The organism is Granulicella aggregans, assembly GCF_025685565.1.
GTDB lineage: Bacteria > Acidobacteriota > Terriglobia > Terriglobales > Acidobacteriaceae > Edaphobacter > Edaphobacter aggregans_B.
The window spans coordinates 1644303-1664769 of the sequence record NZ_JAGSYE010000001.1; the positions used below are offsets into that span (position 1 = coordinate 1644303).

Sequence of the window (20467 nt, forward strand, 5' to 3'; positions counted from 1 at the left end):
TTAACCGAGTTCCGGGCGGCGACCTGACCCAAAGTAAGTAACAATGGTGAGGCGAAGCAGGTTTATTCAAGCCGAGATATCCATGGTTGGAAACCCCTAAGACCGCTGGACTTCTGTATCTTCCTGCTCCACTTCGTCAAAGAGCCGTTGTGCATTAGCCAAGGGTGCATTCGGCCTTTCGGTCTCTCCGTTGTTTACCGTCTTCACTCCTTGTGAGGAGGTAGCGGCCGGCAACTCTAGATGCTCCTGTGGGCCGATAGACTGTGACGCCTCATGATCGCCCTTCGACTCAGAGCCTGTCTGTGCCGGGTCGCTCGCCGAATCAACATGCTCTCGGCGAACGGGTTGGTACAGCGAATCTGGAATCGCATCAATCGATTTAAGGATCCGGAGAAATTCATTCACGATGCCTACTCGGCCTTTGATATCGGAATTGCGGTGCAGCTTCAGAGACTCTATCCCGTCGCGTTGTTTGAGGAAACGTTCGGATATCAAGAGGTCGGTTATTGACGGAAATGTGGCAGCAAGTTGCGGAGCCTCAATGAGCATCTTAACGATTTGCTGAATCTCCAAGATATACGGTGAGGTTGGCATGGCAAAGGCAGACTCTTCAAGAGCGGGGTGTATGCCTGTGTGCTGGTAAACCATTTCGGATGTCAACCGATGCGCTGCCCGAAAGATCCGCTTCGCGAACTTGGCGTCTATATGCCCATAGGTCAGTCCTTTTTGAATAAAGCCGTCGCGCTCTAAGGGGGATAACCCATTTGAGCGTTCACATATCTTCATCAGGAACATGCTCAATTGCGCCACGCATTCAGAGATGAGAAACTTTGTCAGCGATTCGGATACAAAGCGTTGCTCTCTGAGCTGCCGAGACAAGGAACGAAGATAGTGTAGTAGGAAATTTATCCCAGCAAATGGCTCGTGAAACCGGACTTCACCCGCGAGAGTTAGGTACAACTCGCGATTAGCTGGTTCGACCTTCAGAGCTTTTTGCCATTCGGCCTCGTGGGCTTTGAAAAAATTGCTATCTGATACGCCAAGCCAAATCTCTGACGGGATTCCGATCGCCTTTTCTAGTTCTTCGAGGCGGGGTAGATCCAGTATTTCGATTCCTGCCTCCTTGGCGAAATCCTTGATATCCCACTTCGTGCTACGCCGGACAAGCGTCGCACTGCTTGCGTTCACGTACTGTTTTAGCCCCGCTAACCAAAAAATGCGGTCTAGGGGGCCTTCGCCCCCACTTTTGCACTCCAGGATACGCATCTCCGGTCGGAAAAGCTCGGAATATTTGATTGCTAAGACGTCGAGATCCGTGGCGTGATTCAGATACTCGGCAGTGTATATTTGGCGTCCCTTCCGCACAAAAAATCCCATGTGTATAAAGAGTCGCGCGACGCGACATTCTAAGGCATCGCCGGCAGCAACATTCGGCTTGGGCAGCGACGGTTGCTTTTCGGGTATTCTTGCAGAGTTCCTAGGTTTACTCATCGCCTGTTCCTATAAGAACGTAGTTCAAATGCTAGCCCGTCCCTCAAGTCGACGAACTCCTTGGGCAGGTCCCTCTTAAGCCTCACGGCATCTGGGGAGCTGAAGTTCTTGCCTCCGCCTTCCAGAAGCTTCAATGGTACCGATTCTGGAGGGGGGAGAATTACATTTTGCTCCAGCACGTCCCGCACCGACTCAACAACATCTTGTTTTCTGAGCTCCATATGAAATCGCCCACTGTATATTCTCGACTCGACCACACTTACGATGCCCCTCGCAAGCGGCAAAGGATAGTCCTCTCCTATCGCGGTCGCTGGCCCGACCTGTCCGTTCCGCAGGAGAGAATTTATTAGGACTGCGGGCTGCATAATCTTCCCACGATCTTGCGTCGAGTAGATTTGGCCGTAGCGTAGTGAATTCAACAGTAATTTTGAATCGTCGATCAGGTCGCGACTTGGACCCTCTCCTTTAGCGTTGGTAAAAATGCCCCAAGCGTCTGGCGCGGTCGGAAACTCGCGGATCGTGTTTCCAGATTTAAGTGAGATCGCAGACACGTCTATGATCCCAACGTTGACGAGTAGAGTTACAACCTGGTTATTTGTTCCTTTTGGGAATGGGAAGCCGGGTTTTCGCTGGACATGCCGTAATATCTCTGTCGCTTCATCCCTCTGAGCCTGCGGCAATCCCTTGATAACCTTGTAAGCATCTGAAACATTACTCTTGTAAACGTGCGGACTGTATGTTAGAGCATCTCCGCCCTCTGTCTCTGCGGTCTTACCGAGGATGCGAATTGCTACAAGCGTATGGATGGCGCTGTTGATCTCGGAATCCGAAAAACCTAGAGTGGCCAAGTGTTGGGTCAATTGACCCATCGGCGTCGGTACATGCACCGTGGATTCCAAGACTTCCAGCGCAGCTCTTGCATTTCGAGTAATGTTGTACCGATCCAGCAGCCGTGAGCATACTGCCATGACCTCCGCCTTCTCACGAACTAGCGCGTCAACACGTAGGACTGCGGGAGGAGAGACGCTGGAATCCCTGTGCACTGCGATTGCCCCCAGAGCTTCGAGGTGAACCAGACCTTCCGTTGCCTCTCTGCTCTTCAAGCGGGCATATTTGCGGAATATTTCGAATCTAGGGCCGTCCACTTCTCCTTCGGTCAGCGAACGCACCGATGAAAGAAACCCGGCAACCTTAGCCGCCAAAATAACGGCTTCATAATCCTCGAAAACCGGATCTTCTGAATCGAAACAGCTAATTGCCTTATATAAGGCGATAGCCCAACTTCCTCGGCGCACCTGCTCAGCTACCTGTGGCATCCGTATCCCCTGCGGTTCAGTTATTTGGATCTCTTTGTGAATGATAGATCGTAGACGAGGTATCGCTACACAGACAACGTGGGGACACCGGGGGATTGGTTCGTCAGCCGCGATCTTTCTCCGCGTTTGGGTGTCAGTGTTAGGTATACCTCAAACTGACATGCATCACCTGACACCTGGCAACGCATTTAGCGTCAGTATAGGGTCGAAAGTGAATTACTTGACATCAGCCACGGGAGGTCTTAGAGTCTAACCTGACACTCCGGGGAGGAGCGATGGTGGCAGCGGCAAGACGAGGTGGCAAACGAGTCGGGTACATTCGGGTAAGCAGTGCTGACCAGAACGCTGCCAGGCAGCTCGAAGGGGTTGAACTCGACAAAGCTTTTACCGACAAGGCGAGCGGCAAGGATGTGAAGCGGCCACAGCTTCAGGCGGCACTTGAGTATCTGCGGGACGGCGACGTGCTGATCGTTCACAGTATGGATCGGTTGGCGCGCAACCTGGTCGATTTGCGAACGATGGTGGAGAACCTTACTGAACGAGGCGTTCAAGTGCGCTTCGAGAAAGAAAACCTAATCTTCACGGGCGACGATACGTCTGCCGCAAAGCTGTTGCTGTCGGTCATGGGGGCAGTGGCAGAGTTCGAGCGGTCTATGCTTAAGGAGCGTCAGCGGGAAGGGATTGAGATTGCAAAGAAGGCCGGCGTCTATCGAGGCCGCAGGCCGTCTCTGACTCCTGAGCGTGCAAGTGAGCTGCGTAGGCGTGTGGCCGACGGTGAGAAACGAGCTGGCCTTGCTCGGGAGTTCGGGATTTCACGCCAAACGCTTTACCAGCACGCGCCGGTCAAGTGACACTCTTAGCCAAAACCAAATTGCTGCTACCAGCAACTCGTACCAAATCAGTCTGGGGAAATCTCGATGTCAGATGTGAACTCTTCAAACGCCGGGCATGTCGAGCAAGAGACAGAAATCGACTCCTACGATCCCGATCAATATCAGCACTACACAGAGTTTGAGAGCGACTGGTTCAAGCCGGATTACAGCAACAAGTGGGTTCTGAAGTTTCTCCAGTTCGTATCGGAAGATCATCTTCTCCAAGCTGCCTGGGACAGGATTGACCAGCAACGTGAGAGTCAAGAGGATCTTGTGAGCCTCGTTTGGGGAGCTGTAAAGGACGGAAAACGACGCCCCGAAGAAATCGAAGCAGCCCAATTACAGGCTGACCAACTTCGCCGCACACTCGCGAAGATAAATCGTTCTGTCGCAAGGGCAACGTCTGAACTGAAAACTTCGGAGACTACATACCCAGGAGTCTTAGTCTACGACTCGCCCGGCTGGCCGACGCAGATGGGTGAATTGGGGGAACGCCTTGGCGAGTGCGCTCGATTGGGTTTAGAGCTAGAAGACCATTTCAAACGCAACGCGCATCGAGGTAGGAGATCGGACGTCAGCGAAAGCTTCTACGTCTCAGTGAAGGGAATGAGAGACCGGCACCCGCTTACTTATGAGGATATTGCTGGCCTCCTTCGTGCCGGTTACTCGGCGGCCGGCGTAGCGCAAGAGGTCGACGCGAAGGACGTTCGGGAACGGATGTTAAGCGGGGAACAACTCTTCAAGCTGGTTCACGGTTAATCTGGCCGTATGTCCGACGGACAAAATCGGCCTAAAACCCCCGATTTTGTTCGGTTTTAGAAATTGCCGCCGCTTGATAACTTTGAACTCGGGAGGTTGGGGAGCTGGCTGCATCTTGTAATACGTCATGCCGAGAATCGAACACACTCGTGCCTAAGGAGACAGCATCCATTCTGTTTTCTGTCACTTAGCGAGGGCGCACCAAGCCCCATCGCGGAAACTCATTGTCTGCATATTTTGATCCGCTAGAAAGGATCTCAAACGATATATCGGGGTTGCTCCAGCGTCATGGCTTCGACCGCGATTCGATCCGCGTAAGGGACTGTTACGGCTGGACTCATTGCAAGTCAGCATTTTGCATAAAGTGCGCGAGTCGGAGGGTATGGAAGCAGCGTAGCCACCTCAAAAGGGAGTTGCCGGCTCTGCTTGAGGTTGCTCCTTCTCGCCAGCTCTGGTTCCTCACCGGTGCCGCCGAGGATGGTTCCGATGTCCGGGAGCTATCACAGGCAGCGATGCTGGGGATGAATCGAATCGTGAGACATCCACGCCTAAAGAACAGGGTCATCTCCAGCTTCAGCGTGCTGGAAATAGCCCACAAGACCAATCGGGTTGATCCCTGTTGCCACGTTCATACGCTCGTTGTCACAGAACCGATGCACCAGGGCAGACACCGTATCTCTGAACGCGAGTGGATTGAGCTGTGGGAAGAATGCTGCCCTAGGCCAAGGAAGCGTGATCCCACTGTCCCTCTTGTCCGATCGAACGCTCGTAAACCCAAACCGAACCTGAGCTTTGTGGCAGAGAGAGTGCCAAGAACAGCTCAGGACATAGCCAAAGTCATCCACTACTGCACGAAGTGGGCGACACCCTGGAGGATAATAGACAGCTACCGGACCTTGCTTGCCAACCCCCACCTTTTCATTGAGCGGATCAATGCGTTGGTGGGAGTAACCAGATTCTCTGGCGAGCTACACGCCTAACCCTCACCCCTTCAATCGCCGGCTCTGACTACAACCCTCTGCAGGTTCTAGGTCTCGGCTCGGAATCCCTTGAAATCATGTTGTGCCACTTCGGCCTCACGGCCGCTTGGGGACAACTCACCCTAAAAAGGAACCTATGAAACGTCTAGCAAAACAGCCGAAGCCGGTTGCGGCAGAACTGTGCCCTCCGGAGCCTGTAACTCTCACCGTAACCGCGATGCCTTTGATGTTCGCCTATGCCCTTGATGGCCCAACGGAGATCCAGCACCATCGCAGTGTTCGTAGTAGCCTTGGGCCGCATTTTGGTCTGATCGCCGCGACCATGCGTGGGCTAGAGATGTTGACCAACTCCAGGGTAGGCCGTTTTATCGACGACCACCTCGCCGCTGGAACCCTGTCAATGTCCGATCCTGGCGATGCTCAATCATCGTCCGGCCCAATTCGACCAGAAACTCCGAAATTACCCCTGCGGATTTTCACTGATAGCCAAGAACTGATTGTCGTGGGAGAGACCAGTCTCCCGGCCGCTCCCGAGTCGACGGTCAGCGACTTCGCTCAATTCAGACGGCAGCTTCTCCGGTTTGACGTTTGTTGGGAGCTGGTTTCGTCTCGCGCCGAGCGATTGGTCAACCTTCAGGCGTGGGCTCTGCAAACCTGTCTGGTCTGACGTCGCCTGACGAACGGGAGGAGGGGGTGGGTCGATTCCGGGACGAGTCGGCCCTCCGCGACCCACGCGCTAGTCATTTTTTTATGCCAACAAAATACGAACGTGAACCCAACGTGCAGAGTCTGCACAGTTCCAGCGATTGAGCGCCATTGCAACCCCGCAAACCGCTTCTTCACGGGGGCTTCGGGTTCGATCACCCGAGATTAGGGGAATTTAGACCAAGTCCCAAGCCTAGTTGTTGATTTTGAGTCACGCCTGATCGCCCACGACGTGACGCCGTTGTGGGCGCTGGCTCCTCAACCAACCCTTACCTCAAGCCTCTCCCTCAGCCCTCTTGGGAGAGTCCCGTAGACCGGGAGAAAGTAAAGACTATTGCCCACTCAGAATCTACCTACACAAAATGATCAGCCCGTTGCCAGCTTTGAACCTCTCCTGCCAGCCAGCGCGGCGGCCGCTCTTTTGAGCGTCCACCCCGTCACCATCTTGCGGTGGGCGAGGGAGGGCAGAATCCCATTCTTCCGCCTCGGCCGTCGAGTCGCCTTCCGAGCCTCCCAACTTAACGAATGGCTCGCAACCGCATACACTGGCATTGCCGTTCGCGCTGCCTAAACCGAAAAAGAGGGCAGCATGAAACTAATCCACAAGCGCAATCGCTACCAACAAGGTTCTTTGACAAAAGAGACGAGAAACAGAGGATCTGACGTGTGGGTCTATCGTTGGCGCGAGCCTGTAGGCAATGGGCAAACCTGTCAACGTAAGCGCATCGTCGGGACCGTCGACGAGTACAAAACGAAGTCGGCAGCACAGCGGGCAGTGGATGGATTGCGGCTCGATATCAATTCGACTGTTACCGCCACACAAGCGAATCACACCGTTGCAGAACTCATAGCCCACTACAAACAAGTTGAGCTTGAGAGTGGGAGGCACACCCCGAGAGTGCGACAGGTCTACAGGCACAACCTGGACGATCTAATTCTTCCGAAATGGGGAGTCTACCGATTGAAAGACGTGACGGCGGTTGCGGTTGAGAGATGGCTGGAGTCTCTGCCATATGCGCCAGCGACCAAAACCAAGGTCAAGGGCGTATTTGGGACGTTGTTCCGCCACGGAATGCGGTATGAATGGGCAGCCAACAATCCCATTGCTCTGGTGCGGTGTAGCAGTAAGCGCGTAGAGTTGCCGGCCGTCCTCGCGCCTGAAGAGATACGTGCCATCTTGGGGGAACTCTCCGAACCCGCTCGGACTGTCACCCTGCTGGCGGCCATAACTGGTATGCGGCGAGGTGAGCTGTTTGGGTTGAAGTGGGAAGACATGGATTTTGAACGTCGGACTATCCGCATCGTTCGCAGTCTGGTTGACCAGATTGAGGGGCAACCGAAGACAGAGACCTCAAGGAAGCCTTTGCCGATGTCTGATTTCCTTGCGGCTGCCCTGAAGAATTGGCGACAGCAAACCAGCTACTCCGATGCCTCAGACTGGGTATTCGCAAGCCCTATGTCCTTTGGCAAGCACCCTTACTGGCCGGATATGGTTCTACGTCGTCATATCCTACCCGCAGCAAAGCGGTTGGGGATTGATAAGCGTATCGGCTGGCATACATTCAGGCGCACGGCAGCATCGCTCCTAATGTCGTCTGGTTCAAGTGTGAAGACCACACAAGAACTAATGCGCCACGCAACGGCCGGGATCACGATGGAGCTGTACGCTCAGGCCGTGACAGAAGACAAGCGGCAGGGACAGAACGCTTTATCAGACCTCATCGCCGGAGCGGGAAGTGCGAGTCTTCCAACGTGCATGTCAGCTTAGTGTTCCTTGCCGTTCCCACGCTTGTTCCCATTCGTGGGTTTCTAAACCAGTAAGTGATTGAAAGTAATGGTCGGGACGACTAGATTCGAACTAGCGACCTCACCCACCCCAAGGGTGCGCTCTACCAGGCTGAGCCACGTCCCGACTGTATTGCTGCCGTCTGTCAGGCTCAAGAATCGGGGGATTCAGGCCTCAGACGGCGGGGTATGTTGCAAGATCAAGTGTACACGATACGGGGTGTAGGCCGGAGGAAGCGCGGCTCAATAAAGGGTGGTGGCCGACCCACTCATCGCGTAAGACAACGACGCGATGAATGGGGCACGGACCTGGATAAAGGCCGTTCAGTGGGTAGGGGCGACGAATTCCTTGGGCAGGGCTCCGCCTTCGCCGAAGAAGAACTCGTTCATCTGCTCGACGAGAAAGTCCTGGGCCTCGCGGGTCCAGGGCTGGAGGCGGTACTCGTTAAGGAGCATCTTCTGGCGCTCGACCCACTCGCCCCAAGCCTTCTTGCTGACGTTCTTGTAGATCTTCTGGCCGAAGTCGGAGTCGAACGGGGTTTCGTCCAGACCCTCCATCTCAGCCTTGTACTTTACGCAGAAAACCATGTGTGCCATTGTGTGCGGAATCTCCTGAGAGTTCTATTGTAAGGCGAAGGCTGGACTGTGGGGTCGCCGTCTCTTTCTTCCGGCTGAGTCATTTTTCTTGCGGCGGGTGAGGTACACTTCAGGCTCCAAAATTCCCGATGACCAGAGAAGCGCTGAAGCAGGTTTCTCCGACGGAGTTCCCATGCAATTGAGTCCATCCGTAGACCCCTGGAATTCACTGGAAGTCGCAAAACTTGCGATCGGCCTGCTAACGCCGGCGGCCGTGGCTGGCCTGGGCTTTTATCTTCAGCGAGCCGCCGAGCGGCTGCACAATAAACAGATTGCCAATCAGAAGATCATCGAGAGGCGGCTGGCGATCTACGACGAGATCGCGCCGATGCTGAACGATCTTCTTTGCTACTTCACCTATGTGGGCAAGTGGCGGGAGATGGATCCGCCCGATGTGATCAAGCTGAAACGCGAGTTGGACAAGAAGCTGCATCTGGCGGCGCCGCTTTTTCCCGCCAGTTGGGCGGATAATGCTCGCGCTTTTACCCATGCCTGCTTCAAGACGTTTGGGAGGGAGTGGGGCCAGAATGCGCAACTGCGGACACTCTGGAAGAACCGCGTTGGAGTTCACACAAAGACATGGCAGCCGGAGTGGGAGGTGTGTTTCTGTGATGAACTCGCCCGGCCGCCGGAGATTCAGCAGCTGTACCAGAATGTAGTTGCGGAGTTTTCGCGCTCTTTCGGCGAGTTGGACTTTGTGCCGTCGAACGCGCTGGCACAGCCTTGGGAGGTCTGGAAGCAGATCGGTGAGACGCCGCCAGAGACGCCGCCAAAATCATAAGGGAGCTATTTACGCTTTCCCTTTGCCTTCTTATCGCGGGTGCGGACCTTTGTTTTTGTCTTGCCCTTGGACTTTTTCTTGCCGCTGCGGTTGGGGCTGGAGTGTGGGCGGTCGCCTTCGGGGCTCGCGGCGGTCTTGGACTTCTTTCGCGGCTTGATAGCTGTGGGGTCATCTTCGGACGGGACCAGAGCGAACTGCAGGCGACGCTGCTGGCGGTCGATGCGGTCGAGCAGGACGTGGACGCGCATGCCCATCTTGAAGACGCGGCCGTTGCGGTCGCCGACGATCTGGCGGTCGGTGTCGCGGAAGCTGTAGCGGTCGTCGACCAGTGAGGTCAGCGGGACCAGGCCCTCGATGAAGAGGTCGTCGAGCTCAACGAAGAAGCCGTACTTGGTGCAGGAGAGAACGACGGCCTGAAAGTCTTCACCGACGCGGTCCTGCATGAATTTGATCTTCTTCCACTCGATGAGTTCGCGCTCGGCGTCGGCGGCGCGGCGTTCGGTCTGGCTGCACTCGCTGGCGATGGCGTCGAGTTCAGCCTCGGGGATGGGCGCTTGCGCGTCGTTCTCGGCGGCCTCCTTGTTGGCGGTCTCCATGCTGCGCTTGCGAGCTTCGGAGGACCACGGCTGCGGCGCGTCGCTGAGGATGGCGCCCCCGACGGGATCGGCACCGGAGTCCAGCAGAGCGCGGAGGAGGCGATGGACGATGAGGTCGGGATAGCGGCGGATGGGCGAGGTGAAGTGCGTATAGCTGGGGCTGGCGAGGGCAAAGTGGCCGACGTTCTTCTCGCTGTAGCGGGCCTGTTTGAGACTGCGGAGCATCAGGTAAGCGAGTATGCGTTCTTCGGGCTTGCCGGCGATTCTGGCCGTGAGCTTCTGGTACATCTGCGGCGTGACCGGAATCGACTCGGGGATCTCGTGCGTCTGCGCCTTACGATCGGTTCCGCGAACGTTGCGGCGGTCGCCCCTGGTCTGGATGCGCTTGACGGGAAGGCTGGAGAAGCCGAGCGAGTAGCCGAACTGGCTCGCGGTCTCTTCGAAGTCGACGATGCGCTTGGGGTCGGGCGTCTCGTGGATGCGGTAGATGCTTGGAACGACCTGCGACTCGATCCAGGTGGCGACGCACTCGTTGGCCGAGAGCATGAACTCTTCGATCAGCCGGTGCGACCAGCCGCGCTCGGACCGGACGATGGCGTGCATGTCGCCGTCGGGATTGAAGAGGATGACGGGCTCGGGGAGGTCGAAGTCGATGGAGCCGCGGCGCTTGCGTTTGGCGTTGAGCTTCAGCGCCAACTCGTACATACGCTCGAACTCGGGGACGAGGTCGGCGAACTGCTCGCGCGTGGAGGAGTCGCCGTCGAGCACGGACTGAATCTGCGTGTAGGTCATGCGGCGGGCGCTGCGGATGACGCCTTCGCAGATCTCGTAGCCGAGGACCTCGCCGCGTGCGTCGACCTCCATGATGCAGGAGAGGACGAGGCGATCTTCGTCAGGACGCAAGCTGCACATCCCGCTCGAGAGCGTGTTGGGCAGCATGGGGATGGCGCGGTCGGGGAAGTAGACGGAGTTGCCGCGCAGACGCGCTTCGAGGTCGAGCGCGGTGCCGGGCCGGACGTAGTGGCTGACGTCGGCGATGTGGACCTGGAGCTCCCAGTTGCCGCTCGGCATGGGAGTGACGAGGACGGCGTCGTCGAAGTCGCGGGCGGTCTCGCCGTCGATGGTGACGATGTTGAGGCCGCGGAAGTCTCTTCGTCTACCCTCTTCGTCAGCGATGGGCAGCGCGGCGGATTCGGTGGCTTCGGCGAGGACGTTGGCGGGAAAGACGTGTGGGAGATGGTGCTTGCGGATGATGATCTCGACGTCGACACCGAAGGCGTCGGGCGGGCCGAGGATCTCCAGCACGCGGCCCTTGGCGGGGCGGCCCGCAGAAGGGAAGTCGGTGACTTCGACATCGACGGCGATGCCTTCGAGCGGGTCGAGCTTTGACTCATCGAACCAGTGCGCCTGCTGTGTCTGTGCCTCTTCGCCGAGAACGCGATGCGTCGTGAGCTGCGGCGTGGCGGGCATCTCCATGCCATCAGGGATGAGGATGGGCTGGGTCATGCGCTCGTCGAGCGGCGTGATGTAGTTGCCGTGGAAGAGCGGGGCGTTGTCCCAGACCGCGCGGCGGCTGCTGGACTTGGCGTAGTGGAAGATGCCGACTACGGTGGGATTGCGACGGGTGAGAACCCGAGCAATCCGTCCCGACCGGCGGCCGTCGCGGCCGGGAGGGGCCTCGTCGACGAGGACTTCATCGCCCTGCATGGCACCATTGATCTCGTTGGGCGGGATGAAAAGATCGTCGTCGCGGTTGGTACTGCCGTTGGGCCGGACGAAGCCGTAGCCATCGCGGTGCAGGTCGAGCTTGCCGGCCAGAAGGCGGTCGCGGGTGGCGCGGTTTTCTAGTGGCGCGACAGCGAGATGACGTGGTGCGCGGGCGGTCTTTGCGGGGATGGCCGAGGGCATCGACCACTGCTCGTTGTTGATCTTGACCAGCTCGCCGCGCGCGGTAATGCGGGCGAGCTGTTCGAGCAGCAGGCGGCGCTCGCGCCCTCCGCCAAGGCCAAGCTCGCGGACGAGCTGCTTGTATCCCGCGCGACTGCCAGCGGACCGCTCCACGCGGCGAATCAGGTCACGGTCGGTTTGCGGGTACGGCCCCTGCTTTGCCATAAGAACATTGCGGCAGGCGTTGTGGGAGCAATCGCAGCAGCCGACTTCAGGCTACACGATGCGAGGCGGTCATGTGCGGCTTGCGGATAGAATGCTCGCACTGCCCGAGCCGTGGCTGGGCGGGATTGAAGCGGAATGCGGGGTTGAGTTGTGATTAAAAGAAGGCTGCTGCTGGCGAGGTTGGTCGCTGTCTGCGCGTGTATTGCGTTTTCGATGGTGTCCATCGGTCAGACGAGCATTCCACCATCTGCCGATAACTTCACCGGTCATCCGCGCGTGGTGATTCTGAGCGACATCGGCAACGAGCCCGACGACCAGATGTCGTTCGTCCGGCTGATGCTGTACTCGAACGAGCTTAACCTTGAGGCGATGATCGCCTCGACATCGGTATGGCAGAAGACCGCCACGCATCCTGAGACGATGCATGCGATTGTTGCTGCGTATGGGCAGGTGAGGGCGAACCTTCTTCTGCACGCCAAGGGATGGCCTGAAGCAGAGACGCTGGACAAGCGAATCTTCGCGGGGCAGTCGGCGTATGGCATGGCGGCAGTTGGGAAGGGCAAATCGTCGGCTGGGTCGCAGGCGTTGGCGAAGGCTATTGAGCGGGATGACCCGCGTCCGTTGTGGGTCTGCTTGTGGGCTGGAGCGAACACGCTGGCACAGGCGTTGATCGATCTTCGCGAGACGCACTCTGCCGCCGAGATGGATCGTCTGGTGAGCCGTCTGCGGGTGTCGTCGATCTCCGATCAGGACGATGCGGGTGCGTGGTTGCGGCGCGAGTTTCCGGGGCTCTTCTATATGGTTCAGCCAAGCTCGCAGAATGGCGAAGAGTATTACTACGCGACGTGGACGGGCATCAGCGGCGATCTTTACTACCGCAATGGAGCGGGTGCTGACACAAGTCTTGTGACGAACGAGTGGCTAGAGAGCAACATTCGCGACAAGGGGCCGCTGGGCAAGATGTATCCGAAGTTCATGTTCATTATGGAAGGGGATACGCCTTCTTATCTCGGCCTGATCGACAACGGATTGAACGCGTATCGCAGACCGGATTGGGGCGGATGGGGTGGCCGCTACGTTTATCGCCAGCCCTATGGCGAGACGCACCCGGTATGGGCGCAGGGCGGCGATCTGTTTATGCGGGCCACGTCGCAGGACAAGGTTCGCGGAGTAGACGGCGTCGAACATGTCTCCGACCAGGCGACGATATGGCGGTGGCGCGAGGCGTATCAGGACGACTTTGCCGCGCGCATGGACTGGACGATCAAGGACTTCGCCCATGCCAATCACGCTCCGCTGCTGGTGGTGAATGGGAAGGCCGGGAAAGGCGTGATCGAGGTGAGGGCGGATGTGAGGCAGACCATCACGCTGGATGCCGCGGGCAGCAGCGATCCTGACGGGAATGCGCTGCACTACCGCTGGTGGGTGTATGAGGAGGCGGGGCTGTCGGGGACGCATGGAACTGACATTGCGATCAGCAACGCGGACAGTGCCAAGGCGACGGTGACGATCAAGTCAGCGTGTCGGGAGGCCTGGATTCCGGGGCTTATTCCATGCAAGGGTGAAGGCGTCGCGCACATCATCCTCGAAGTAAAGGACGATGGAACGCCACAGCTGACATCTTACCGGCGCGTCGTGCTGCATGTGCGGCCCCCCGCTGCGGCCGCCGATGCACCGCGTTCTCGAGACTGAGCTGCTGGCGGGGTGTATGTTCTTGCTGAAAACGGCGGCACCACCTATCCTGGCCGTACCTGAATCAACTGACCATACCAACGCAGCAGAGGAGCCTTCGTGCCAGACGCAATCTTCATCAGCTATCGTCGTGACGACTCCGAAGGCGAGGCCGGACGCCTATTCGACGACCTGACGCGGGCCTTCGGCGACGACGCTGTCTTCATGGACGTGGCAGGCATCAAGCCCGGCATGGACTTTCGCAAGGCAATCGAGGACAACGTCTCCAGTTGCGGCGTCTTCCTCGCGATGGTCGGGCCGGCGTGGGCGACCATTGTCAACGCCACCGGGCAGCGTCGGCTCGAAGATCCAAACGACTTCGTAGCGCTCGAGATCGCCTCTGCCCTTAAGCGCGAGGTTCCGGTGATCCCGGTGCTGGTGCATGACGCCAAGATGCCCTCCGCCGACCTGCTACCGGAGGCGCTGAGGCCCTTTGCCTATCGCAACAGCGTTGAGCTTACCCATGCCCGCTGGACCTCCGATGTGGCGCTGCTGATCGAGGCGCTGAAGGCCTATGTGACTCCGAAGAGTGCGTCCGGACCGCCGGTTCATGCAACCGTTCCGGTGCAGCTTCCCGCTCCGCATCCTCCCTCGGGCACCGTTACTCCGGCCACGGATGTCAAGAAGAAGCCCACCGGATTGATCGCGGGAGTTGCGGTCGCGGCCGTGCTCGTCATTGCGGCGATCGTCTACTTCGCGACTCGTTCCAATCCTGCTCCAGCTCCCGACCCGAATCACCCGGACGTCGCCGTCGCGTCCGCAGCAGGATTCGTCGGAACATGGGTGCGCACGGGCGGCCTGGGAGACGCAGACGCGCTCGGCAAACTAATCATTGCCAGCTCGGGTCCCAGTCTGACGGTCCACGCCTTCGGCAGATGCCAGGCCGCAAGTTGCGACTGGGGCGTACAGCCGGGCACGATGAGCGGGCCAAATGTGGTTGCCACTTTCTCCGCGCCGCCTAACGGCTCCGACACGTCGCGCACCGCAGTGATCACCGCGCATCCCGTGGCTGGCGGTCTGGATGTCGTCATCCAAAACAACTTCCAGAATCCCGCCGGGCCCCGGGTAAACCACTCGCATCAACTCTTCGCCAGCGGCCAGTAGCCGCTGTAAGCTACTTTCCCCAGATGGAATCGAGGACCAGGTCCCGGTTGCGGTGGTCGTCCTTCTCTGCGACCGGCTGTGCGCCAAGATGCATCACCTGCCAGCCTGTCGCCGCGTTGTACTTCGGCCATGTGGGCAGACCGGCTCCGTTGGGGTCGCCAGTCTTCGCGAAGTTGCTCCAGTACTGCTGCATCTGCTTGCTGAGGGCCTGGTCTTCGGGCGTCCACTTGAAGTCAGTCAGCAGGTGCTGGCTGCCGAAGACGTAAGCGATCTCGCCGGAGTGGTATGCGGAGTCGCCGGCGGTATGGAAGGGATCGGCTGGGACGACCTCGTCGAAGCGGAAGCGATAGATGGGCTGCTTGCCCGTCGTCGCCTGGGCTTCTAACCACTTCCAGGTGGAGTAGGCGATGAAGCTGTCCGCGGTCAGGTCCGAGGCAGCGCGGATGGCTTCGGCGTCAGAGGCGGCGGTATATGCGGCGAGGACCTTCGGTGCATCGTCCCCAAACTGCTTGTTGACCGACGCCTGGAAGCTCTCTACGGTGGACTTGCTCAGCACCCCGCCCTCATCGTGGTTCCAGCCGGCCAGCAGGGGAAGATCGTTCTGCTTGCCCGCGGCAAAGATGGCGGGAACGCTCTCCGGAAGAAGGTAGCCGTCGATTACGGGCGAGAAGCGGACGAGTTCTTTGCTGGCGGCCGGCTTGGTTGCCCGGTCCAGGAGCTCCTGCGCGGGGATGGCGCGAAGCTGCTCCAGGGTGTCGGCGTGGTAGACCTTGCTTGCGAACTCCGCGTCCTTCACCTCGGCATCGATCCGCGACCTCATCCCCAGCGTGCTCTTCGAGAAGGCACCGCCGCTCTCGCCGATGGCTTTTTGGAATAGACCTTTATCCACGGGCGACGCCATGTGCGAGCTGACCGCGAAGGATCCGGCGCTCTCGCCGAAGAGGGTCACGTTCGAGGGATCACCGCCGAACGCGGCAATGTTCTCTTTGACCCAGCGCAGGGCAGCCGTCTGGTCGAGCAGGCCGTAGTTGCCCGAGGCTTTGTTGGGCGACTCAGCCGTTAGAGCCGGGTGGGTGAAGAAGCCGAAGATGCCGAGGCGGTAGTTCATCGTGACCACGATGACGCCGTTCTCCGCGAGCACCTTACCATCCTGGCGTGCCTCGGAGGTGCTTCCGCCCTGGTAGCCGCCGCCGTAGATCCAGACCATCACGGGCAGCTTCGCCGCTTTGTTCTTCGCCGGGGTCCAGACGTTCAGGGTCAGGCAGTCCTCGCTGGGGCCGGGGTCGCGGAAGATCATGTCCTCGAAGAACGGAGCCTGCATGCAGTGCGGGCCGAAGCTGGTTGCCTGGCGCACGCCTTTCCAGCTCGCGGCGGGCATGGGCTCCCGCCAGCGCAGCGGACCGACGGGAGGGGCGGCGAACGGGATGCCGAGGAAGGTGCGGACATCGCCCTCCTGCTTGCCTGCGACCTTGCCGAGCTTGGTCTCGACTTCAAGCGAACTGCCGGATTGGGCCTGGGCGATGCCGGCAGAAGAGACGAGTGCGGCGAGCGTAGCGGTCAGCAGGAACTGCTGAAGACGGGTGGAAGGGAACAGGCTCATATGGAGCGAAAGTTTACTCTCTTAATCGATTTATCGGCAAAAGAGGAAGGCCCGGATCGATTAATCCGGGCCTTTACAGTCAATCGGCTTGCTGCGTTAGAACTCATAACGGAGGGAAAACTGCATAACGCGTGGTTTCGTGAGAAGCCTGCTTGCGACGCCCAGGTTGCCGCCGGTGAGACCGTCTCCGATCGAAGCGGGATCGAAGCGCACCGTGTTGGTCACGTTGTAGACCTCCCAGGCGAACTTCAACGTTCCGTAACGCTCCAGGCCCCAGCTCTTTGAAAGTCCGTCATCGATTCCAAAGTATCCATCGCCACGGAATTTGTTACGTTCTCCCGCCTCACCTGGATAGGGCAAGCGAACCGGCGTACCGATACCCACATTGTTGTTGATACCGTTGGGATCTCCAGGATAGTTGCCCTCGGGATCATCGAAGAATTGCGGATCACCGCTCTGGTCGAAGTGCCTGCGCATCTTTACGTGGCCCGTGACGACCGCATAGCTGCCGTAGGTCCAGTTGGTTGTGTATCCAGGTTCAAAGAGAGAGAACGGAAGAGCTCCGGTCGCTCGAGCGATTCCGGACAACTGCCACCCGCCAATAAAGACATTTGCCAGCTTCCCGGAGGTCGCAAGGAAATGACGTCCGCTGCCAAACGGCAGTTGATAGACGAAGTTTCCGGTCAGGAGATGACGGGTATCGAAGTCCGCGACTCCTTTGTTGAGCTTCGGCTTCCAGGTATTGAAGATGATGCCGAAGTTATTACCGGAGGCGAAGTTATTGGCTTCGGTGTCTGAGCCAAGGTCGATCGTCTTCGAAAATGTGTAGCTAAGGTCAAATTGAAGACCATGGCTGCTGGGGTGTCTGAGAACGAACTGGGCAGCATGGTAGGAACTGGTTCCCATGCTGGACAGAGCGAATAGAGAGGCGAATTGATCCTGCCAGAAGCGCGGTTGCTGGCCCGCTGGGCACGGGTATGCGGCCCCGATGAAGGCTCCGTAGCAGTAGAAATCGAGGTCTGCAAGGGCCGTGGTCGCGCCGAGGTTCGCACGGGACGGAACCCACTCGTCGTTGTAGATCGCCTGAGTTGCGCTCTCTCCCGGGTAGTCGAAGCCAGCCATATAGGGAAAGATGTCCTCAAAGAACTGGATTGGAGCGACGGACGCATTTGGATTCGAGGAATTCGCGTCAACCAGCTTCGACAACTGCGTTCCTGCGGTGAAGTAGTCACCCCCGCCGGCGGGATCGTTGAAGTCGGTAGGCTCCGCCAGATCTAGGTTCTGTAGCAGGTGACGTCCAAGCCTTCCGACATAGGCGAGTTCGAAGGTCAAACCCGCAGGGAACTCGTGCTGGAGCGAAAGATCGAAGGACTCCGAGTAAGGGGTCTTAATCTTGCTGTCTAGACCAGTGGTGATCGCGAAGTTGTCCAGCGGCGCGGTAAATGGAAAGGCCTGAGTTGGGGGGGCGGTGCCATTGTTGAATGGAAGCGTCCGGCGATCCGTAAACCGTGGCGAGGACTGAAGCGTATTCACGCCCGCCTGATTCGTGACTTGGCTGCTGACGCCGAACGATCCATGCTGATCGAACGCATTGACCAGGCCCTCGCCATAGTGATCGTAGTAGATACCCGCGCCGGCCCGGATGGAAGTCTTTGGGTCAGGCGAGAAGGCGACGGCAAAGCGAGGAGCAATATTATTCTTCGACTTCGGCCAGTAGCCCGGCTTTCCGTAAGTTGGGCCTGTGGGAGCAAACTGCAGGTCGGGCTCGTAGATCACTCCCTTTTGTGCTGCCGCCTCGCGCTGCATGAACCAGGCATGCGTATCGATGGTTGGAGCAACCTGCTGCCCCGTGGTCTCGTAGGGTGTTTGCAGGATGGTGTGTCGCATGCCGAAGGTGAAAGTCAGGTTGGGCCGTGCGCGCCAGGAATCCTGCAGGTAATACTCGAACTCATTCGCCTTGAAGTGGCGAGTGAGGAAGGCTCCTTCAGGCAGGAGCGACGCGGAGGTCGGGCTGTCGATGTGGTAGTTGTATACGTCCGTGACGGATGGAATCACGCCTACGAGGTTGGCAAACGCGATGAGGTAGGAGTTCTCGTCGGAGTAGGTTGGAAGTCCCAGCGTCGCGGGGTCGGGTGGATTGCCGCCCAGCCAGTATGGATTGCTGCTCCCACTGTTGAAGGAGTTGCTATTGGTCGAGTTGTTTTGGTGAACGAGCCGCCAGTTTCCACCAACCGAGAAGTTATGTCGGCCTTTGCTCCAACTGAGGTTATCGACGATGTTATTGACCGGCACGCTGTTGATGGAGGTGCGTGTCTCCGCCGTTGGCGAACTGATAAAGCGGAAGTCGACGTAGTCGCCTGAGCCTACGCCGGTATTGCTGTAGCCCTGCCGGATGTATCCGTAGCGGATATCGTTCACGATGCTCGATGAGATGGTCCAGGTATCCCCTGCCGTGATGCCCTTCGTATTATCGGAAAGTACCGACGAGGGGCCTTGCCCAGGGAACTGTTCGGTCTCGCCGGTGATGTCCTTCTGCAGGTTGCCGCGAACAAACAACCTGTGCTTAGACGAGGGGTTGTAGTCGATCCTGGCAATGGTCGTATTGAGGCGAACTGGGTTCGGCGACGAGAACGAATACGATCCCGTCGTTAGTCCATCACCGAGGGTCGAGCCATTTGCCGCCGGAAGCAAGTTGAAATAGGCAAGTGCATTCGGATCCGGCCCCGGACCCGGCGTGTACCCTGCTGTGTTGCAGACCTGGCAGCCACTGTCTAGCTGCGTCACCTGGGCCGGAGTCAGGATGCCAGCACCGTAGTTCAGGCTGCCTTGTTGATACGAGGCAAAGGGTGTCGTCTGATTGACTTCCGTGTTCTCCGCCTGACGCTGACCCTCGTAGTTGCCAAAGAAGAAGAGCTTGTCCTTCAGGATGGGGCCGCCGATTGCACCACCAAAGATATTCCGAATCAATTTGCCGGGGACATTCGCCTCGTCTGAGTTGAGCTGAGCCTGCTTATGGAACCAGTCGTTGGCGACGGTGAAGGTTGGGCGATGATACTCATAGAGCGCCCCATGGAACTGATTGGTTCCGGACTTCGTCACCAGACTGATCTGCGCCCCGGAGGAGCGTCCGGCATCGGCATTCGCGTTTCCCGTCGTGACACGAAACTCTTCGACGGAGTCCTGGGTCTCGCGGAGGACACCTTTGAACGCTGTCCCGGTCACCTGATCGTTATCGTCTACGCCGTCGAGTGTGACGTTGCCCTGGTCGGAACGACCGCCATTTACAGCTCCGCTGCGGCTATCGCTTGTGGTCGGAAGATAAAGTACGCCCGGTTGCATCGAGAGCAGATCGGGTACATTTCTTGTCTCACTCGGCAGTGCCTGAATCTCTGCGTTATTGGCTGAACCTCCCAGTGACGCGTCCGTGATGTTGAGCGTCTGCGCCTCTCCGCTCACGTTGATAATTTCGTTCGTTGCCTGCGGGCTCAGCGCAAAGTTAATCGTCGCGGGTTGATTTACCAGCAGCTCCGCGAACTTGACTTGGCTGCCGAATCCAGGGGCCACCGCCGTAATGGTGTACTTGGCCGGGGGAATCTGGGATAGCTGGAATTCGCCGTTTGACGACGAATTGGTCGAAAAGTTCTGCCCGGTTGCCTTATTGGAAAGGACAACCGTGGCTCCGGGTACGAGTGCGCCGGTGGAGTCTTTCACGGTGCCGCGGAGCGAGGTGGTGGCGTTTTGTGCCAGGAGTGAGGGTGCTAGCAAAGTCGAGCCCAGGTAAGACGTGGCCAGAGACGCGACAAACAGAAACACTGCGGGTATGCGAGAGCGTCCGATCAAAACTTCCTCCGAAAGAAGCGACTACAGTTTTCCCGCTTTGATAGGTGCGGAAACGGGTCTGTTCGAATGTGAATTTGAAAGCGCGGTCTAAATTGTGAGTGCGTGTGCCCTAGTCTTTCGCAGAGAATTCACAATTGCAAGTGAATTATTGTCAGGGTT

Annotated in this window: 15 protein-coding genes and 1 tRNA gene; 9 read left to right on the forward strand and 7 right to left on the reverse strand. The window is 58.1% G+C overall.

Annotation, left to right across the window (positions count from 1 at the left end):
* Positions 1-96: 96 nt before the first annotated feature.
* Positions 97-1491 (reverse strand): hypothetical protein, encoded by a 1395-nt coding sequence (locus tag OHL18_RS06470; RefSeq protein ID WP_263374003.1) that lies wholly within the window; start codon positions 1489-1491, stop codon positions 97-99.
* Positions 1488-2807 carry a hypothetical protein gene (locus OHL18_RS06475; RefSeq protein ID WP_263374004.1) on the reverse strand — a complete coding sequence of 440 codons (1320 nt, stop codon included), beginning with the start codon at positions 2805-2807 and terminating at the stop codon, positions 1488-1490. Before OHL18_RS06475 ends, OHL18_RS06470 begins: the two co-directional genes overlap by 4 nt.
* A gap of 275 nt (positions 2808-3082) precedes the next feature.
* Here OHL18_RS06475 and OHL18_RS06480 point away from each other — a divergent pair, with 275 nt between their 5' ends.
* The 6 genes from OHL18_RS06480 to OHL18_RS06500 all read left to right on the forward strand — a co-directional run bounded on the left by OHL18_RS06480 (position 3083) and on the right by OHL18_RS06500 (position 7891).
* Complete coding sequence (locus OHL18_RS06480; RefSeq protein ID WP_263374005.1) at positions 3083-3658, forward strand: recombinase family protein; 576 nt, start codon at positions 3083-3085, stop codon at positions 3656-3658.
* A gap of 66 nt (positions 3659-3724) precedes the next feature.
* On the forward strand, positions 3725-4438 hold the full coding sequence (locus OHL18_RS06485) for a hypothetical protein (RefSeq protein ID WP_263374006.1): 714 nt from the start codon (positions 3725-3727) through the stop codon (positions 4436-4438).
* 275 nt (positions 4439-4713) lie between these two features.
* Positions 4714-5418, forward strand: coding sequence for a protein rep (locus OHL18_RS06490; protein WP_263374007.1), 705 nt, complete (start codon positions 4714-4716; stop codon positions 5416-5418).
* A gap of 136 nt (positions 5419-5554) precedes the next feature.
* Positions 5555-6085 carry a hypothetical protein gene (locus OHL18_RS06495; RefSeq protein ID WP_263374008.1) on the forward strand — a complete coding sequence of 177 codons (531 nt, stop codon included), beginning with the start codon at positions 5555-5557 and terminating at the stop codon, positions 6083-6085.
* A gap of 459 nt (positions 6086-6544) precedes the next feature.
* Positions 6545-6694, forward strand: coding sequence for a helix-turn-helix domain-containing protein (locus tag OHL18_RS23250; RefSeq protein WP_396274235.1), 150 nt, complete (start codon positions 6545-6547; stop codon positions 6692-6694).
* A gap of 18 nt (positions 6695-6712) precedes the next feature.
* Positions 6713-7891 (forward strand): tyrosine-type recombinase/integrase, encoded by a 1179-nt coding sequence (locus OHL18_RS06500; RefSeq protein ID WP_263374009.1) that lies wholly within the window; start codon positions 6713-6715, stop codon positions 7889-7891.
* 67 nt (positions 7892-7958) lie between these two features.
* Here OHL18_RS06500 and OHL18_RS06505 read toward each other — a convergent pair.
* Positions 7959-8035 (reverse strand) — tRNA-Pro (locus OHL18_RS06505).
* Between the two features lie 197 nt (positions 8036-8232).
* The gene (locus OHL18_RS06510; RefSeq protein ID WP_184215047.1) at positions 8233-8505 is read right to left on the reverse strand and encodes an oxidative damage protection protein; all 273 of its coding nucleotides are present in this window, start codon (positions 8503-8505) and stop codon (positions 8233-8235) included.
* A gap of 172 nt (positions 8506-8677) precedes the next feature.
* Between OHL18_RS06510 and OHL18_RS06515 the strand changes: the two genes are divergently transcribed.
* On the forward strand, positions 8678-9325 hold the full coding sequence (locus tag OHL18_RS06515) for a hypothetical protein (RefSeq protein WP_263374010.1): 648 nt from the start codon (positions 8678-8680) through the stop codon (positions 9323-9325).
* Positions 9326-9330: 5 nt separating this feature from the next.
* On the opposite strand, the gene OHL18_RS06520 is transcribed toward OHL18_RS06515, so the two are convergent.
* Positions 9331-12033 carry a ribonuclease R family protein gene (locus OHL18_RS06520; RefSeq protein WP_263374011.1) on the reverse strand — a complete coding sequence of 901 codons (2703 nt, stop codon included), beginning with the start codon at positions 12031-12033 and terminating at the stop codon, positions 9331-9333.
* Between the two features lie 213 nt (positions 12034-12246).
* Here OHL18_RS06520 and OHL18_RS06525 point away from each other — a divergent pair, with 213 nt between their 5' ends.
* Positions 12247-13725 (forward strand): DUF1593 domain-containing protein, encoded by a 1479-nt coding sequence (locus OHL18_RS06525; protein ID WP_263374012.1) that lies wholly within the window; start codon positions 12247-12249, stop codon positions 13723-13725.
* Positions 13726-13824: 99 nt separating this feature from the next.
* Positions 13825-14868 carry a toll/interleukin-1 receptor domain-containing protein gene (locus tag OHL18_RS06530; RefSeq protein ID WP_263374013.1) on the forward strand — a complete coding sequence of 348 codons (1044 nt, stop codon included), beginning with the start codon at positions 13825-13827 and terminating at the stop codon, positions 14866-14868.
* Positions 14869-14878: 10 nt separating this feature from the next.
* On the opposite strand, the gene OHL18_RS06535 is transcribed toward OHL18_RS06530, so the two are convergent.
* Both OHL18_RS06535 and OHL18_RS06540 read right to left on the reverse strand, forming a co-directional pair.
* Positions 14879-16468, reverse strand: coding sequence for a carboxylesterase/lipase family protein (locus OHL18_RS06535; RefSeq protein WP_263374014.1), 1590 nt, complete (start codon positions 16466-16468; stop codon positions 14879-14881).
* Between the two features lie 96 nt (positions 16469-16564).
* Complete coding sequence (locus OHL18_RS06540) at positions 16565-20308, reverse strand: TonB-dependent receptor (protein ID WP_263374015.1); 3744 nt, start codon at positions 20306-20308, stop codon at positions 16565-16567.
* Positions 20309-20467 lie beyond the last annotated feature (159 nt).

Coding starts and splice junctions, on each gene's coding strand:
- OHL18_RS06470 (WP_263374003.1), bottom strand. CDS start 1,491: ATGAGTAAACCTAGGAACTCTGCAAGAATACCCGAAAAGCAACCGTCG.
- OHL18_RS06475 (WP_263374004.1), bottom strand. CDS start 2,807: ATGCCACAGGTAGCTGAGCAGGTGCGCCGAGGAAGTTGGGCTATCGCC.
- OHL18_RS06480 (WP_263374005.1), top strand. CDS start 3,083: ATGGTGGCAGCGGCAAGACGAGGTGGCAAACGAGTCGGGTACATTCGG.
- OHL18_RS06485 (WP_263374006.1), top strand. CDS start 3,725: ATGTCAGATGTGAACTCTTCAAACGCCGGGCATGTCGAGCAAGAGACA.
- OHL18_RS06495 (WP_263374008.1), top strand. CDS start 5,555: ATGAAACGTCTAGCAAAACAGCCGAAGCCGGTTGCGGCAGAACTGTGC.
- OHL18_RS06500 (WP_263374009.1), top strand. CDS start 6,713: ATGAAACTAATCCACAAGCGCAATCGCTACCAACAAGGTTCTTTGACA.
- OHL18_RS06510 (WP_184215047.1), bottom strand. CDS start 8,505: ATGGCACACATGGTTTTCTGCGTAAAGTACAAGGCTGAGATGGAGGGT.
- OHL18_RS06515 (WP_263374010.1), top strand. CDS start 8,678: ATGCAATTGAGTCCATCCGTAGACCCCTGGAATTCACTGGAAGTCGCA.
- OHL18_RS06520 (WP_263374011.1), bottom strand. CDS start 12,033: ATGGCAAAGCAGGGGCCGTACCCGCAAACCGACCGTGACCTGATTCGC.
- OHL18_RS06525 (WP_263374012.1), top strand. CDS start 12,247: ATGGTGTCCATCGGTCAGACGAGCATTCCACCATCTGCCGATAACTTC.
- OHL18_RS06535 (WP_263374014.1), bottom strand. CDS start 16,468: ATGAGCCTGTTCCCTTCCACCCGTCTTCAGCAGTTCCTGCTGACCGCT.